The organism is Micromonospora aridisoli (assembly GCF_056150025.1).
Window position 1 is genome coordinate 179,964 of the sequence record NZ_JAXCFK010000005.1, and the last position, 15,085, is coordinate 195,048.

At 72.6% G+C, this 15,085-nt stretch carries 13 protein-coding genes; 4 read left to right on the forward strand and 9 right to left on the reverse strand.

Annotated elements, in window-relative coordinates; all coding sequences use genetic code 11:
• Positions 1–31: 31 nt before the first annotated feature.
• The 5 genes from SM447_RS12860 to SM447_RS12880 form a co-directional block, all read right to left on the reverse strand.
• Entirely contained in the window at positions 32–1,063 is a 1,032-nt protein-coding gene (locus SM447_RS12860) for an extracellular catalytic domain type 2 short-chain-length polyhydroxyalkanoate depolymerase (RefSeq protein ID WP_474572984.1), read from the reverse strand.
• A gap of 167 nt (positions 1,064–1,230) precedes the next feature.
• Positions 1,231–2,019 (reverse strand): class I SAM-dependent methyltransferase, encoded by a 789-nt coding sequence (locus tag SM447_RS12865; protein WP_474572985.1) that lies wholly within the window; start codon positions 2,017–2,019, stop codon positions 1,231–1,233.
• 314 nt (positions 2,020–2,333) lie between these two features.
• Entirely contained in the window at positions 2,334–3,011 is a 678-nt protein-coding gene (locus SM447_RS12870) for a M15 family metallopeptidase (RefSeq protein WP_474572986.1), read from the reverse strand.
• Between the two features lie 200 nt (positions 3,012–3,211).
• Entirely contained in the window at positions 3,212–4,450 is a 1,239-nt protein-coding gene (locus SM447_RS12875) for a D-alanyl-D-alanine carboxypeptidase family protein (protein WP_474572987.1), read from the reverse strand.
• 67 nt (positions 4,451–4,517) lie between these two features.
• The gene (locus SM447_RS12880) at positions 4,518–5,912 is read right to left on the reverse strand and encodes a D-alanyl-D-alanine carboxypeptidase family protein (protein WP_474572988.1); all 1,395 of its coding nucleotides are present in this window, start codon (positions 5,910–5,912) and stop codon (positions 4,518–4,520) included.
• A 309-nt stretch (positions 5,913–6,221) separates the two neighbouring features.
• On the opposite strand from SM447_RS12880, the gene SM447_RS12885 reads away from it, so the two are divergent.
• Positions 6,222–7,154 (forward strand): hypothetical protein, encoded by a 933-nt coding sequence (locus SM447_RS12885; RefSeq protein ID WP_474572989.1) that lies wholly within the window; start codon positions 6,222–6,224, stop codon positions 7,152–7,154.
• A gap of 172 nt (positions 7,155–7,326) precedes the next feature.
• Positions 7,327–8,055 (forward strand): class I SAM-dependent methyltransferase, encoded by a 729-nt coding sequence (locus SM447_RS12890; protein ID WP_474572990.1) that lies wholly within the window; start codon positions 7,327–7,329, stop codon positions 8,053–8,055.
• Positions 8,056–8,124: 69 nt separating this feature from the next.
• Here SM447_RS12890 and SM447_RS12895 read toward each other — a convergent pair whose 3' ends face one another.
• Complete coding sequence (locus SM447_RS12895; RefSeq protein ID WP_474572991.1) at positions 8,125–8,850, reverse strand: MerR family transcriptional regulator; 726 nt, start codon at positions 8,848–8,850, stop codon at positions 8,125–8,127.
• A 178-nt stretch (positions 8,851–9,028) separates the two neighbouring features.
• On the opposite strand from SM447_RS12895, the gene SM447_RS12900 reads away from it, so the two are divergent.
• Positions 9,029–11,302 carry an ATP-binding cassette domain-containing protein gene (locus SM447_RS12900; protein WP_474572992.1) on the forward strand — a complete coding sequence of 758 codons (2,274 nt, stop codon included), beginning with the start codon at positions 9,029–9,031 and terminating at the stop codon, positions 11,300–11,302.
• A 51-nt stretch (positions 11,303–11,353) separates the two neighbouring features.
• Here the strand turns inward: SM447_RS12900 and SM447_RS12905 are convergent, their stop codons facing one another.
• Both SM447_RS12905 and SM447_RS12910 read right to left on the reverse strand, forming a co-directional pair.
• On the reverse strand, positions 11,354–11,773 hold the full coding sequence (locus SM447_RS12905) for a protein-tyrosine phosphatase family protein (RefSeq protein ID WP_474572993.1): 420 nt from the start codon (positions 11,771–11,773) through the stop codon (positions 11,354–11,356).
• On the reverse strand, positions 11,770–12,570 hold the full coding sequence (locus SM447_RS12910) for a DedA family protein (protein ID WP_474573270.1): 801 nt from the start codon (positions 12,568–12,570) through the stop codon (positions 11,770–11,772). Before SM447_RS12910 ends, SM447_RS12905 begins: the two co-directional genes overlap by 4 nt.
• A gap of 81 nt (positions 12,571–12,651) precedes the next feature.
• Between SM447_RS12910 and SM447_RS12915 the strand changes: the two genes are divergently transcribed.
• Positions 12,652–13,359, forward strand: a complete 708-nt coding sequence (locus SM447_RS12915) for a carbon-nitrogen hydrolase family protein (protein ID WP_474572994.1) — start codon at positions 12,652–12,654, stop codon at positions 13,357–13,359.
• A gap of 67 nt (positions 13,360–13,426) precedes the next feature.
• On the opposite strand, the gene SM447_RS12920 is transcribed toward SM447_RS12915, so the two are convergent.
• Positions 13,427–14,962: a serine/threonine-protein kinase gene (locus SM447_RS12920; RefSeq protein WP_474572995.1), complete on the reverse strand. Its 1,536-nt coding sequence runs from the start codon at positions 14,960–14,962 to the stop codon at positions 13,427–13,429.
• Positions 14,963–15,085 lie beyond the last annotated feature (123 nt).

Here is a 15,085-nt window from a genome sequence, read left to right on the forward strand (position 1 = left end):
GCGACAGCCTACGGGGCGGCGCTGGTGGCCATCAGCCGCCCAGTCGGCGCACCATATTCATCACCGTCTCGACCTGGGCACCGCCCTTGATCGGGTAGTTGGTGGCACCGAGGTGGCCCCACCAGTCCCAGCAGCCGTTCGGGTTGCTCGCGACGGCGATGGCCTGGGGGTACAGCACGATCATCGAGTTGGTGTCGGCGTACTGGTTGAGGTTGGCCCGGTCCACGAAGGCGGTGCCGACCCGGCTGTGCCCCTGTAGGCAACCGTGCAACGCCACCAGCAGCCGGCAGGTCACCCCCGACGCACACGACGACGGGACGTAGGCGAAACCGTTGGTGTCCATGCTCAGCCCGTTGGCCCAGCCGCCCGGAGCGAAGGTGTTCTGGTTGAACCGCACCAGCGTGCCGCCGAGCGGTCCGGTGTTGGGCGGCTGGACCGACCCGAACAGCTTGCGCAGGAAGCTGTTCTGGGGGTCGGTGCCGCAGTCGTTGAGGTACGGTGCGGCCGTGGCCGAGCAGCCCACCGTCCCGTACGGCGTCACCCAGCCGTGCCCGGCGCCGGAGCCGCTGTCGTACTGGACACTGGCGCCGAAGTGCTGCTGGTAGCGGACCAGGTCGTCGCTGACCGACCGCTTGACGGTGCCGTCGGCTCCACCGTGGAAGACGTAGACCGGGTCGCCGGACAGTCCGCCGACCGGGTCGACCCAGCCGTACCCCGCCCAGGTGCGGGTGTACGCCTGAAGTGCGCTCAGGTTCGTCGGATAGATGTTGTCGCCGCACCCGTACAGCGCCTGCGCGACGTTGTTCTGGGCGCAGTAGTAGGGGCCGGCGGCGAACAGCGCCGCTCCCCTGATCCGCTGCGAGTAGGCCACCTGGAGCTGCCCCGCCAGGTAGGCGCCGGACGAGACGCCGGCGACGTACACACCGGAGATGCGGTAGGTGGACAGGCCTCCGGACACGGGGGTCCTGGTGTGCGGGGTGGCAGCGGCGTGGGCGGGCGCCACCGGTGCGAGCAGCAGCGCCGCGACGGCGGCGGCCAGCGCCCGCGAGACAGGTCTGATCATGACGCTCCCTGAGGTTCGGTGAGCGCCGGCGGTGGTGTCGGCGTACGGCGACGCTAACGTGACCCACGTCACCGCCAACATCACCGCCGCCCACACCTCACCGCCCCGCGCAGTGGTCCCGATCGCCGCCCCGTCACTGCTGGACAGGCCGGCGAGCGTGATCGCGTTCAGTCGGTGGTGCCGAACTGCAACCAGACACGAACACGCTCGGTGACTTCGTCCCGCCCGCCGAGGGCGTCACGGAGCGCGGCGGTGAACGCGGCCCGGCCCGCGGCCGAGGGCAACCGGTCGGCCGACATGGCGGAGAAGACGCCACCAACCATGTCGTCGACGGTGAGCCGTGCGTCGTACTGCACCAGCGACTCGGCGTACCGGTAGCCGGCCCGGACGAGGGCTTCCTGGTTGCGTCGGCGACCTGCCTCATCGGTTTGGCAGGTGGCCGTGACGGGATGCCCGCCCAGCCGTTCCAGACAATCGCGCAGCGCCTCGGACCACTCGACGTCCTGCGACCACAACGGTGCGCCGTTGGTGACCACGGCGACACCGCCGCCGGGGCGCAGCAGCGGCCGGGCGACGGTGAACAGCGCATCGCGATCCATGAAGTGCACCGCGACAGCGACGGTCACCGCGCCTATCGCCCGTGCACCGAGGAGCCGGCCCAGCGCGGGCAGATCGCTGTCGGCGCCGAGTACCCACGTGACATTGGCTCTCGCCGCGCTGAGGGCGGCCTGGCGGGCCCTGGCCAGCATGTCCGGCTCGGGGTCCACGCCAATGACAGCTCCCACCCGGGCGGCGAGAGGCAGAGTCAGCTGGCCGGTGCCGCAGCCGAGGTCGACGACCGTGTCTCCGGTGCCGAGGCCGTACGCGGCAGCCAGAGCGTCGAGCACCTCGGGCGGATAACCCCGCCGGTGCCTCGCGTAGTACGCCGCAACCTCACCGCTGAAACCCGTGCCCACGTCGACAGCCTGCCCGCCGCATCAGGCGGGAGGCGAACCGTTCTTCCCACGGCAGAAGCCCGCCTTCACGCACTCTTCTCGACGGGCCGCCCACGTCGCAGTCGTAGACGGTGCTCCGGAAGCTCGTCAGCACGGAGAGGCTGGAGCCGCGTGACGCTCCGGGCATCCTCCCGGATCAGCCAGAAGTCACCGTCGGGGAACACGAACGCCCAATCGGCTCGTCCTCCCGTACCAGGACGACGATTTCCGGCTTGGCGTCCACCGCCACCTCCGGCAGGTACCTCAGCTGACCCGGTCGGAGGCAGCAGCGGCGGTCAGCGGGTCGAGGTACGGGCGACCGGCAGGTCGAAGTAGGTGTCCGGCCACGGTTCGTCGCGGTAGCGGAAGTGCCACCACTCCCGGTCATAGCCGACGAAGCCGCCGTCGGTCATCAGCTGCCGTAGCTGACGCCGGTTCTCCCGGGCGGTGGGTCCGACCTGGTCCGAGTCGACGTGCGCCAGCGGGTCGAAGCAGTCGAAGCCGGTACCCATGTCGACGCTGTTGTCCGCGAAGCGTTGTGCAGCCGGGGCCGTGCAGTCGACCAGCGGCTGCCCGGGAACGTGGCGGGGCTGGTCGGCCGCCGGCATGTCGACCAGGGTGACGTCCACGGTGCTGCCCCGGCTGTGCGCGCTGGGTGCCCCGAGGTAACCGCGGTCGACCAGCTCCGTCTTGGCCACCCGAGGGTAGAACTCGGCCTTCATCGTGTCCCGCCCCGGCTGGCCGACCCAGTCCAGGAAGTCGTCGGAGGCCCGCTGTGGGCGGTAGCAGTCGTACACCTTGAGGCTGCGGCCGACGGCGAGCGCCGCGTCCTGCACTCCGCGCAGCGCCTCGGCGGCCCGAGCGGTGAGCAGACACAGCGGTTCCTGGTAGCCGTCGACGCGACGGCCGACGAAGTTGTGGGTCGTGGCGTACCGGATGTCGGTGAGGATGCGCTGATCTACATCGGACAGCACGACAAAGCCCGGACCCGTCGGCACCGGCGGCGAGGGAGGCGGGGGTTGCGGTTCTTGCCGCCCGCACCCGGCGGCGGCCGACACCAGCACGACGGCCGCCACCAGCCCCGCCAGCCAGCTCTGTCCGGCGGTCGGCCGGACGGACCGGGCGCGATCGCCCCGCCGTCCGCACTCCCGGGCCGGCGTCACCACTGCCGGGGTCATCCGCTGCGCGTCGGCCGTCCCGTTCCGGCGGTGCGCGGTCGCCTGCGGCGGCCGACCAGGCCCACCGTGAGCAGCGTCAGACCGACGGCAAGGCCGATCAGGGAGACCGTCCGGAGCCGGCCGGCGAAGGCACGCGGGTCGGAGGCCTCCGACCCGGACGCGCCCCCGGGCAGGGCCTGCGGGGGTACGGAGGCCGGCACCGGGGAGACGGTGGCCGAGCCAGGACTCACCAGTACGCCGACCGAGGCGGCCGGGGGCAGCTCGAAACCCCAGTCGAGCAGGGCGGCACCCTGCTGCCAGCCCCGCTGGTCGATCACGTCCGCGCCGAGCAGCGTGACCACGAGCCGGCGTCCCCCACGCTCGGCGGCACCGACGTAGGTGTGTCGGGCCAGGTCGGTGTAGCCGGTCTTGCCGCCCAGGGCACCGGGATAGTGGTAGAGCAGCTGGTTGTCATTGTCGATGGTGAAGCCCTTGGCGCGCTGTCTCGGCTGGGCCGGGATGGCCGCTTCCCGGGTGGCGACGTAACGGCGGAAACGTGCGTCCGCGAAGCAGGCCCGGGCGATCAGGGCGAGGTCGTACGCGCTGGTGAACTGCCCCGGACCGTCCAGGCCGGACGGGGTCGCCGCGTGCGTCTGGTACGCGCCGAGATGTCGTGCCTGCTCGTTCATCGCCCGTAGGCCGCCGGCCATGCCGTCCGCGCCGCCGCCGAGGCGAGCCAGCGCGTTCGCCACCTCGTTGCCGGAGCGCAGCAGCAACCCCAGCCAGAGCGTCTCGACCCGGTACCGGCCGCCCTCCACCAGCCCCACCGCGGAGCTGCCCGGCTCGATGTCGAGGTCGCCGGCGGTGATGGTGACGACGTCGGCCGGATCCAGCCGGGGCAGCATCGTCGCGGCCAGCAGCAGCTTCTGCACGCTGGCCGGGGTCGCGTACTCGTGCGGCCCGCAGCCACCCAGCACCTCCCCGCTGTCCAGATCGGCCACCAGCCACGAGGTGGCCGTCACCTTCGGCGGCTTCGGGACGCCCGGGGGCACGACCAGTCCGGGCGTGGCCAGCCGGGGCCCGCCCACGGCCCGCTGCACGGGGTCCGGGGAGGGCGTCGCCGACGGCGTGGGACCGGGAGCGGGCGGCGCGGGACGTGGGCACGGCACCGGTGCCGCGTTGGCACCGGTGACCGGCACCAGTGGTGTGGTCAGGAGCGCGGCGGCCACCGCGACCGCAAGCGCGGAAGCTCTCACAACCAGCGACACTATCGGGTGAATTCCGGCCAGTCCGGCGAATCGACCAGCACGGAGATCCCTCCCGTCAGGCCCGCTCCGACTCCTCGATGCGATTCGGCCCGCCCCGGCCCGGATGTTGGTACCGGAGGACCCTCACCGGGGCGATTTCGCGCCAAGATCTGTTCGGCTGGTCAGTGGTGCGGGACCGGCGTCGGGCGAGGAGCGCCACGGTGATCGCGAGGGCTCCGACGGCCAGTGCCACGAACATGCCCGCGCCCGGCCCGTCGTCGACGGAGGTCGAGGCAGCGGCATCCGGCGACGACACCACGGCAGGCTCGGGCGCGGCCGGCAACGGTTCGGCGTCCAACTCCCCCGGCTCCACGAGGCGGCCGACGCTGACCTGCCGGGGCAGCCCGAAGCCCCAGTCGAGCAGCGCGGCGCCCTGTTCCCAGCCGCGTTGGGGCCGAGGTTCGGCACCGAGCAGCGTGACGACCAGCCGGCGACCGTCGCGTTCGGCCGCGCCGACGTAGGTGTGCCGCGCGTAGTCGGTGAACCCGGTCTTGCCGCCCAGCGCACCGGGATAGCGGTACACGAGCTGGTTCTCGTTCTGGATCTCGAAGCCCTTGCCGCGCACCGCCTTCTGCGCCGGGATGCGGGTCCGTTCGGTGAGCGCGTACCGACGGAAGACCGGATCGGCGAAGCAGACGCGGGCGATCAGGGCCAGGTCGTACGCGCTGGTGAACTGGCCGGGAGCGTCCAGCCCGGACGGGGTGACCGCGTGGGTCTGCCAGGCGCCGAGTCGCCGGGCCTGCTCGTTCATCGCGCGTACCCCGCCGGCCACACCGTCCGCGCCGCCGCCCAGTCGGGCCAGCGCGTTCGCGGCCTCGTTGCCGGACTGGAGCAACAGCCCCAGCCAGAGCGTCTCCACCCGGTACCGGCCACCGGGCAACAGCCCGACCGCCGAACTGCCCGGTGCGATGTCCAGATCCTCCCTGGTGATCGTGACGACCTGCGCCGGATCGAGTCTCGGCAGCATGGTCGCGGCCAGCAGCAGCTTCTGCACGCTGGCCGGGGTCGCGTACTCGTGCGGTCCGCAGCCACCCAGCACCTCCCCGGTGTCCAGATCGGCCACCAGCCACGAGCTGGCGGTCACCTTCGGCGGCGCCGACACTCCGGGGGGTACGACCAGGCCGGGGGTGGCGAGCGCGTCACCGCCGACCACCCGGTGCTCCGGTACCGAGGGCGGTGGCGTCGGCTTCGGCGACCGGCGCACCTTCGGTGCCACCGCCTTCGGGCAGGGCACCGCCTCCGGGGGCGACACGGCGCGCGCCGGCGCGTCCGGCGGTACGGCAGGGGCCGGACTCCCGACCACCGGTGCGGAGCCTTCCGCACGCACGGTGATCGCGGCAGCACCGCTTGTCGCGGGAATCGTCACCGAGGCGAGGACGGCGCAGCCGGCGACCAGAGCCCGAACTCTCATGAACACGCAGACTAACGGCAGGATCATCGGCGTCGCGCACAGCGCTCGTCCGGGCCACCGCCGCGATCTTCGCCGGGAGACGTTGAACCGTTCACCCGCACCCCCCGTATCCACGTCCGAACACATGAAACGCCCGGACCTGCGGCGGGAGCGCTCCCGAAGCTCGGTCCGACTCACCCGTGAAGGTCCTCGGGATGCGGGGCGGGGCCGGCCGCCGCTGCCGATCACCTTTCCGGGCACCCCATTGCGCATCAGCCGACGGGCCCCGCCGAACCGGCCCGTCCGGCGGTCAATCATGAGGAGAAGAGCATGGTCAGGCGTACGCGAAAGCACCAGAAGCACGCCGCCTTGAAGCTTGGTGGGGTCGGTGTGCTGGCGGTGGTGCTCCTGGGGGCCGGCCTTACGCTGGCCTCCGCCGCCGACGACGCCGCCGCCGCTCCGCAGACGGCGAACTGCCCGACGGTACGGGACAAGCTGTCCAACGTGCCGGCCGCCGCCGTCGCCGGAGTCGAGCAGGAACTGGCCAACCTCGACAAGCAGATCGAGGAAGCCAACGCCCGCCTCGCCCAACAGGCCGCCAACCCCCAGGGCGGCGCCAACTTCATCCAGAACGCCATCCTCGGCCCCCTGGCCAGCAAGCGCACCGCCGCCCTCGACCGCATCGGCATCAACATCAACCGCGCCGGCGGCCAACGCCCCGACCTCGCCGCTCTCGCCACCTGCGGCCTCAACAACCCAGGCATCCCCAGCGCCGTCAACGGCAACCCAGGCAACGGCAACGGGAACGCCGGCAACGGGAACGCCGGCAACGGGAACGCGGGCAACGGGAACGCGGGCAACGCGGGTAACGGGAACGCGGGTAACGGGAACGCGGGTGACGGGAACGCGGGTGACGGGAACGCGGGCAACGCGGGTAACGGGAACGCGGGCGCCGGGGTGGCGCAGCGGGTGAGCTGCCCGACGGTGGCGGATCGGCTCCCGGCGGTACCGACCCAGGCCGCAGCGGAGGTGCAGCGGGAACTGGCCAACCTGGAGAGCCAGATCGCGGACGCGAACGCCCGCCTCGCCCGGCAGGCGGCCAACCCGCAGGGTGGCCCGAACTTCGTGCGTAACGCCATCATCGGCCCGCTGGAGGACCGGCGGGTCGCCGCGATCAACCGCATCGCCACCGCGATCGGCCGGGTCAACGGCAACCGTCCCGCCGAACTGGTCAACCTGGCCAGGCCCTGCACGGCGGGCTGAGCGGAGAACCGGTGGGTGGGCGGTGGCTGGGACGCCGCCGCCCACCGCAGTGCGGGGCCGCCGCCGTCATGGTGCGGGATAGACCACATTCTGTTGACCCAGGGTAATCCTCCGACTACAACCTCAACTACCGCTCGACCGGGCCCCGGCGGCGATCTGCGAGGTGGTGGCGATGGCACTGATTCCGTACGACGACATCGCCGCCGCAGCCTTCGTCGCCGGCCGCGAGCGGGGACGGACGGGACTTGAGCGGTGGCGGCAGGCCGTGCAGCACCATCTGCGGCCGCGGACCGGCTGCACCCTGCTGGATCTCGGCGCGGGTACCGGCATCTGGGCCGACGCGTTCGCCGACTGGTACGGCGTGCGGGTGGTGGCCGTGGAGCCGGCGCCGGCCATGCGGTCCCGCTGCGCGCACCGGCCGCTGCTCGCCGGGGACGCCGCCGCGCTGCCGCTGGCGACGTCCAGCGTCGACGGCGCCTGGCTGTCGACGATGATCCACCACGTCGGCGATCTCGACGCCATGGCCCGCGAACTGCGTCGGGTGCTCCGGCCCGGCGCCCCGGTGCTGATCCGTTCACCGTTTCCGGGGCGGCACCAGCGGATCGCCCTGTTCGGCTGGTTCCCCGAGGCGTTGCGGGTCCTCGACGGCTATCCCCGGCTCACCGCCGTCCGTGCCGCTTTCGCCCGGGCCGGTTTTCCGGTGAGCACCGTGGAGCCGGTCGCCCAGACCGTAGCCGGGTCGCTGGCCGAGTACGCCGACCGGATGGACCGGCGGGCGCACACCCCGCTGCAGCTGATCGCGGCCGAGGAGTACGCGGCCGGCATGGCGCGGCTGCGGGCGGCGGTCGGCACCACCGAGGGACCGGTTGTCGACTGCCTGGACCTGCTGGTGCTGCGCTGAGTCATCGCCCGGGGAGGTGGCGTTCCCGAAGCGGGTGCCAGCCTGCGCGGCGGCGCTCCGCAGCGGGTGTCAGCCGGCGAGGTGGCGGAGGTAGTCGTGCAGTGCCGCCGAGGCGGCCAGTCGACGCAGGCTCCGACGGTGCAGCTCCTGCTCACGACGGGCCAGTTCGGCACGGACCCGCTGCGGGCTGCCGGTGGTGCGCATCTCGCCGAGCACCGCTGCGATGATCTCGAACGGGTACGCGCCCCGCCGCAGCAGCGCCACCACCCGGGCGGCACGTAGTTCGGCCTCGTCGTACATCCGGTAGCCGGTGCCCACCTCCCGGGTCGGGCGCAGCAGGCCGCGAGCCTCCCACGAGCGCAGCTGCGAGGTGCGTACCCCGGCCAGGTCGGCGACGACACCGACGCGTACGGCCCGGCGCGGTGCGGCCGCACGCGGGCGCGAGCTGCCGACCACGGTCTCGAACGCACCGAGCACCATCCGGATCTCGGCCCGTTCGCGGTCCAGTTCGGCGTGGCCGGCGTCGAGCGACGCCAGCGCCGCCGGCAGGTCGTCCCGGTGCACGGCCGCCATGATCTCCCGAGTACGCGTCCAGCCGTGCCCGTCCGCCATCGCCCGGGCAACGGCCAGGGCCCGCGCGTGCGCGTCGGTGAAGATCCGATAGCCGCTCGGCGTGCGCTGCACCGGCGGCAGCACGCCGAGGTCGACGTAGTTGCGTACCTGCTGGACGGAGACGCCCGCCGTCGCGGCGAGATCCACCGCCCGCAACCGCCCGGCACCCCGACGCTCCACCACCGGCCCAGCCTAGCCTCTCACGTCTGTTTGAGACTTTGTGGTGCTTACCGGACATCCCTACGCCCGCAAAGTCGCAAAAGTCTCCACATGGAGGTCAATGAGAGAATTGAATCCGGCCAGGCCATTGGAAGCCAGCTCTCCGGGCGGGAGTCCGTCCACGATCTCGCGAAGGGTTCGCATGCAGCAGCCAGCACGGTCCGCCGCCGACAGTCACGACGTCATCGAGGTACGCGGCGCCAGGGAGAACAACCTCGACTCCGTCTCGGTCGACATCCCCAAGCGCCGGCTGACCGTCTTCACCGGTGTCTCCGGTTCCGGCAAGTCCTCGCTGGTCTTCGGCACCATCGCCGCCGAGTCCCAGCGGCTGATCAACGAGACCTACAGCGCCTTCCTCCAGTCGTTCATGCCCAGCCTCTCCCGGCCCGACGTGGACTCGCTGCGCAACCTCACCCCGGCCATCGTGGTCGACCAGGAGCGGATGGGCGCCAACTCACGCTCCACGGTCGGCACCGCCACCGACGCGTACGCGATGCTGCGGATCGTCTTCAGCCGGCTCGGCACCCCGCACGTCGGCGGGGCCGGTGCCTTCAGTTTCAACCTCGCCGAGGGCATGTGCCCCACCTGTGAGGGACTGGGCCGGGTCTCCGATCTCGACGTCAACGAGCTGGTCGACGTCGAGAGGTCGCTCAACGACGGCGCGATCACCGTGCCGAACTTCGGCGTCGACACCTGGTACTGGCAGACCATCGTCGGCTCGGGCCTGTTCGACCCGGACGTCAAGCTCCAGGACTTCACCGCCCAGCAGTGGGAGGACTTCCTGCACAAGCCCGCCACGAAGATCAAGGTGGGCGGCACCAACCTGACCTACGAGGGCCTGATCGTCAAGGTGCGCCGGCTCTACCTGGCCAAGGACCGCGAATCCATGCAGCCGCACATCCGGGCCTTCGTCGACCGGGCGGTCACCTTCACCACCTGCGCCGACTGTGGTGGCACCCGGCTGAACGCGGCCGCGCTCTCCTCCCGGATCGCCGGCCGCAACATCGCCCAGTGCGCCGCCATGCAGATCAGCGACCTGGCCGAGTTCATCCGGGGCATCGACGACGCGTCGGTCGCCCCGTTGACCGGCAACCTGCGGGAGCTGCTCGACTCCCTGGTCGAGATCGGACTGGGCTACCTCAGCCTCGACCGGGAGTCGGCCACCCTCTCCGGCGGTGAGGCCCAGCGGGTCAAGATGGTGCGGCACCTCGGTTCCAGCCTCTCCGACATCACCTACGTCTTCGACGAACCCACCGTCGGCCTGCACCCGCACGACATCGCCCGGATGAACGACCTGCTGCTGCGGCTACGGGACAAGGGAAACACGGTGCTCGTGGTCGAACACAAGCCGGAGACCATCGCGGTGGCCGACCACGTGGTCGATCTCGGTCCCGGTGCCGGCACCGCCGGCGGCCGGATCTGCTACACCGGCGACGTGGCCGGCCTGCGCCGCTCCGACACGCTCACCGGCCGACACCTGGACCACCGGGCCCGGCTGCGCGACCGGGTCCGCGAGCCTCGCGGCCACCTCGCGATCCGCCACGCCGACCTGCACAACCTGCGCGACGTCAGTGTGGACGTTCCGCTCGGGGTGCTGACCGTGGTCACCGGGGTGGCCGGTTCCGGCAAGAGTTCCCTGGTGCACGGCTCACTGCACCGCCGCGACGGCGTGGTGGTCGTCGACCAGTCCCCGATCCGGGGCTCCCGACGCAGCAATCCGGCCACCTACACCGGTCTGCTGGATCCGGTGCGTACCGCCTTCGCCAGGGCCAACGGGGTCAAGGCTGCCCTGTTCAGCGCCAACTCCGAGGGTGCCTGCCCCACCTGCAAGGGCATCGGGCTGGTCTACACCGACCTGGCGATGATGGCCGGCGTCGCCTCCGTCTGCGAGCAGTGCGAGGGCCGCAGGTTCACCGACGAGGTGCTCACCTACCGGTTGCGGGGCAGGAACATCAGCGAGGTGCTCGCCATGTCGGTGGCCGAGGCCCGGGACTTCTTCCCCAGCGGCCCGGCCCGGGTCATCCTGGACCGGATGGCCGACGTCGGGCTGAGCTACCTCACCCTCGGCCAGCCGCTGACCACGCTCTCCGGTGGCGAGCGACAGCGACTCAAGCTGGCCATCCACATGGCCGAGAAGGCCGGCACCTACGTGCTGGACGAGCCGACCACCGGGCTGCACCTGGCCGACGTCGACCAGCTGCTGGCGCTGCTGGACCGGCTCGTCGACGCCGGCAACACGGTCATCGTCATCGAACACCACCAGGCGGTGATGGCCCACGCGGACTGGCTGATCGACCTCGGCCCGGGCGCGGGTCACGACGGCGGCCGGATCGTGTTCACCGGCACCCCCGCCGACCTGGTGGCGCACGGCACCACCCTCACCGCCCGCCACCTGCGCGAGTACGTCGCCCGCTGACCACCGCCGCCGGAGCCGGTACGCACACCACGACCGGCTCCGGCGGATCCGTCAGGGCAGTCGCCGCAGCCAGCGGCGCTGCCAGGGGGTCTCCACCGCACCCGGTCGGTAGGCCGCACGCACCCAGTCGACCGCACGCTCGGCCGGCAGACCGTCGAGGATCGCCAGCGCCGCCAGCGCCGTACCGGTCCGGCCCGTGCCGCCCCGACAGGCCACCTCCACCCGCTGGCCCGCGTACCCGCGACGCAGCGCCTCACGCAACGCGTCCAGGGTGTCCGCGCGGTCCAGCGGGACCCAGAAGTCCGGCCACCGGACCCGTCGGTACGTCCAGTCGGGCACCGGCCCGGGGGCCAGCAGCAGGCTGAAGTCGGCCGGGGAGGGTGCGTCGGCGACCCGTCGCCCACGCACCCGTACGCCGCCGGGCAGCTCGACCAGCCCGACGTCGTCCGCCCACTCCTGACCGGCGCTCATCGCGGTGGGTCCTGGTCGGGGCGCTGCCAACCGTCGGCCCAGGCGCTGCGGTAGATGGTGCCGCGCCCCTGGGGGTCGGGCACGCCGGCCGGCGCCGAGTCGGCCAGTCCGGCACCGCTGTCGTTGGACCGCAGGCCACCGGAGCGGCGGGAGCGGCGCAACCGGGTGACGACGAACCAGACGAGCCCCAGCGCACAGGCGACGATGACCAGGTTCTGCAGGATGCCGGCGTACCCCTCGACCACGTGCCAGTTGTCGCCAAGCAGGTAGCCGGCCAGCACGAAGGTGGTGTTCCAGATCAGGCTGCCCAGCGTGGTGTAGACCGCGAAGGTGAGCAGCGGCATGCGTTCCACCCCGGCCGGAATGGAGATCATGCTCCGGAAGATCGGGATCATGCGTCCGAAGAAGACGGCCTTGACGCCGTGCCGCAGGAACCACTCCTCGGTCCGGTCGATGTCGCTGAGCTTGACCAGCGGCAGTCGCGCCGCGATGGCCCGCGTCCGCTCCCGGCCGAGCGCGGCACCGATCCGGTAGAGCGCGAGGGCACCGAGCAGTGAGCCGAGAGTCGTCCAGAAGATGGCGCCGACGACGCTCATCCGCCCCTGCGCCGCGACAAAGCCGGCCAGCGGGAGGATCACCTCGCTGGGGATCGGCGGAAACAGGTTCTCCAGCGCCACGGCCAACCCCGCACCCGGGCCGCCCAGCCGCTCCACCAGGTCGGTGACGAATCCGACCAGGCCGTCCTCCGGCGGTGCGGACTGGGCGACGACCGCGGACGGACCGTATCGGACATGCATCATGCACCCACGCTACGAACTCCGCCTGGGAACCGCTCCACCGGCCGTCGACTTTCCGCGCGGGGAACCTAGGCTGCACGCATGGAGCGAGTGTCGCCACGCGGTCCGCTGACTATCGCCGTGGCCCAGCCCAGGTGCACGGCGTACGACATCGAGACGAACGTGGCGGCGCACGCGGCGTTGGTCCTGGCCGCGGCGGCCCGGGTGGTCGTCTTCCCGGAGCTGTCGCTGACCGGTTACGAACTCGACGCCCCGCCGGTCGACCCCGCCGACTCCCGGTTCGCGCCGCTGGTCGAGGCGTGCGCGGCGACGGGGACGCTCGCCCTGGTCGGCGCGCCGGTGGCCGGCGAGCACATCGCCACCCTCGCCGTCGACGCCACCGGGGTCAGCGTGGCGTACCGCAAGATGTGGCTCGGCGACGTCGAGTCCCGCCGGTTCCTCCCGGGGACGGTGCCGGCCGTGCTGGACGTCGACGGCTGGCGCGTCGGCCTGGCCATCTGCAAGGACACCGGTGTCGCGGAACACGCGGCGGTCACCTGCGCCGCCGGCGTCGACGTCTACGCGGCCTCGATCGTCGACTCCGCGGCCGAGGCGCACGTGCCCGACGAGCGGGCGTGGCGGATCTCCACAACCCACCGGGTGGTGGTCGCGGTCGCCAGCTTCGCCGGCTCCACCGGCGGTGGCTTCGCCGCGGCGGCCGGGCGGTCGGCGATCTGGGCGGCGGACGGTTCGGTGCTCGCCCGCGCCGGAACCGCCCCGGACGAGTTCGCCCGGGCGACGCTGACCTGACCCGGGCAGCGGGCAGCGGGCAGCGGGCAGCGGGCAGCGGGCAGCGGGACGATGATGCCGGTCGCGGTCAGCCCTCGGCCCGGGTGGCCTCGATCCGGTCGAGCAGGTCGTCCATCCGGTCGGCGAAGTCGGCCGGGAGTCGGCCACGTTCCACCTCGTCGTCGAGCCGCTCGCGCAGATCCTCGAGCCGCTTCTCGTGGTCCTTCGGCCGGGCCCCGGCCAGCTCGGTCAGCTCCTTGCGCAACCGGTCAGCGGCCTTACGGTCGATCTCTCCGGTGAGCTGGGCCTCGGTCAGCAGCACGATGATCTCCGTCGCCGCCTGTCGCAGGCTGACCGGTTCCGGTCGGGCGGTCGGCGACGTTGCGGCGGGTCGCGGTGCGGCGGGCGCGGACGAGGTCGGCGGCGCGGCCGACGGCGTGGTGGGAGCGGCCGACGGCTGCCCGTCGCCCCGGTCGCCCAGCACGAGCGCCGCACCCAGGCCCAGGAGCAGGACCAGGGCAGCCGCCAACGCTGCGCCCCCGGGGCGGCGGGCCCGCGCCGACCGACCCGGCGGCCGTCGAGGGGTGGGCCCGGGACGGGCGAGCGGTCCACGCGTCGCGGGTCGTGGTCCGCCGCCGGGCCGGACGGCCGCGAACCCGGCTGCCGGCTCGACCAGGGTCGGCGGATGGTGGCGTACCGCCCGGGTGGCGTCATCCGCCCCGTGCTGGCCGCCGGAGACGGTCGTGCCGGTGACCGGTGCGTCGGCCACGAGCGGTGCCGCCGGCCCGGCCGCGGCGGCACGGAATCGACGGGCCAGTCCCCCGGCCGGCGGGCGTCGCTCCGGATCGGGGTCGAGACAGGCGAGCACCAGCCCGGCGACGTCGGTCGGCAGGCCCGGCACCCGTGGGGGCACCACGACCGGACGGCTCGCGTGCACCCTGACCGCGTCCTCCCAGCTGCGTACGGGCAGCGGGACCTCGCCGGTGAGGGTGCGGTACAGCAACGCGCCGAGGGCGTACACGTCGCTGGCCGGATGGGGCGCGCCGGCGCTCAGCCGCTCCGGCGCGAGGTAGGCGGGCGTACCCATCACGAGCCCGCCGGCCGGACCGGTACCGGCGGGCGGTGCATCGGCGAGCGCGGCGATGCCGAAGTCGAGCACCTTGGCGCCGTTGTCGGTGAGCATGACGTTGCCGGGCTTGATGTCCCGATGCACGACGCCCAGGCGGTGCGCGGCGGCCAGGGCGGCGGCCACCTCGGCGGCCATCCGCAGGGCCGACCACCAGGGCAGCGGGCCGTCGGCCAGTCGGTCGGCGAGGTTGCGCCCGTCGACCAGTTCCATCACCAGGTACGGCACGACCCGACCGTCGGCCAGGGTCGCCTCGCCGTAGTCGTACACCTGGGTGACGTGCGGGTGGGTCAGGCGCGCCGCGGCACGGGCCTCCCGGCGGAGGATGGCGCGCAGGTCCGGGTCGACGGCGAACGTCCCGGCGAGGACCTTCACGGCCACCGACCGGCCGAGGACCTCGTCGTCGGCGCGCCACACCTCGGACATTCCGCCGAGGCCGATGCGCTCGTGCAGCACGTAGCGGTCGTGCAACCGCAGACTGGGGGTGAACGGCGACATGGGCCTCCAGTCTGCCTGTTCCACCCCCGGGTGCACCACCCGCCCGGCTCCCGGGCCCCCGCATCGCCGGGTCGAGGCGGGCCTGGACGGCCCCGTGTCGAAGTTCCTCGCCCGGCCGGGTAC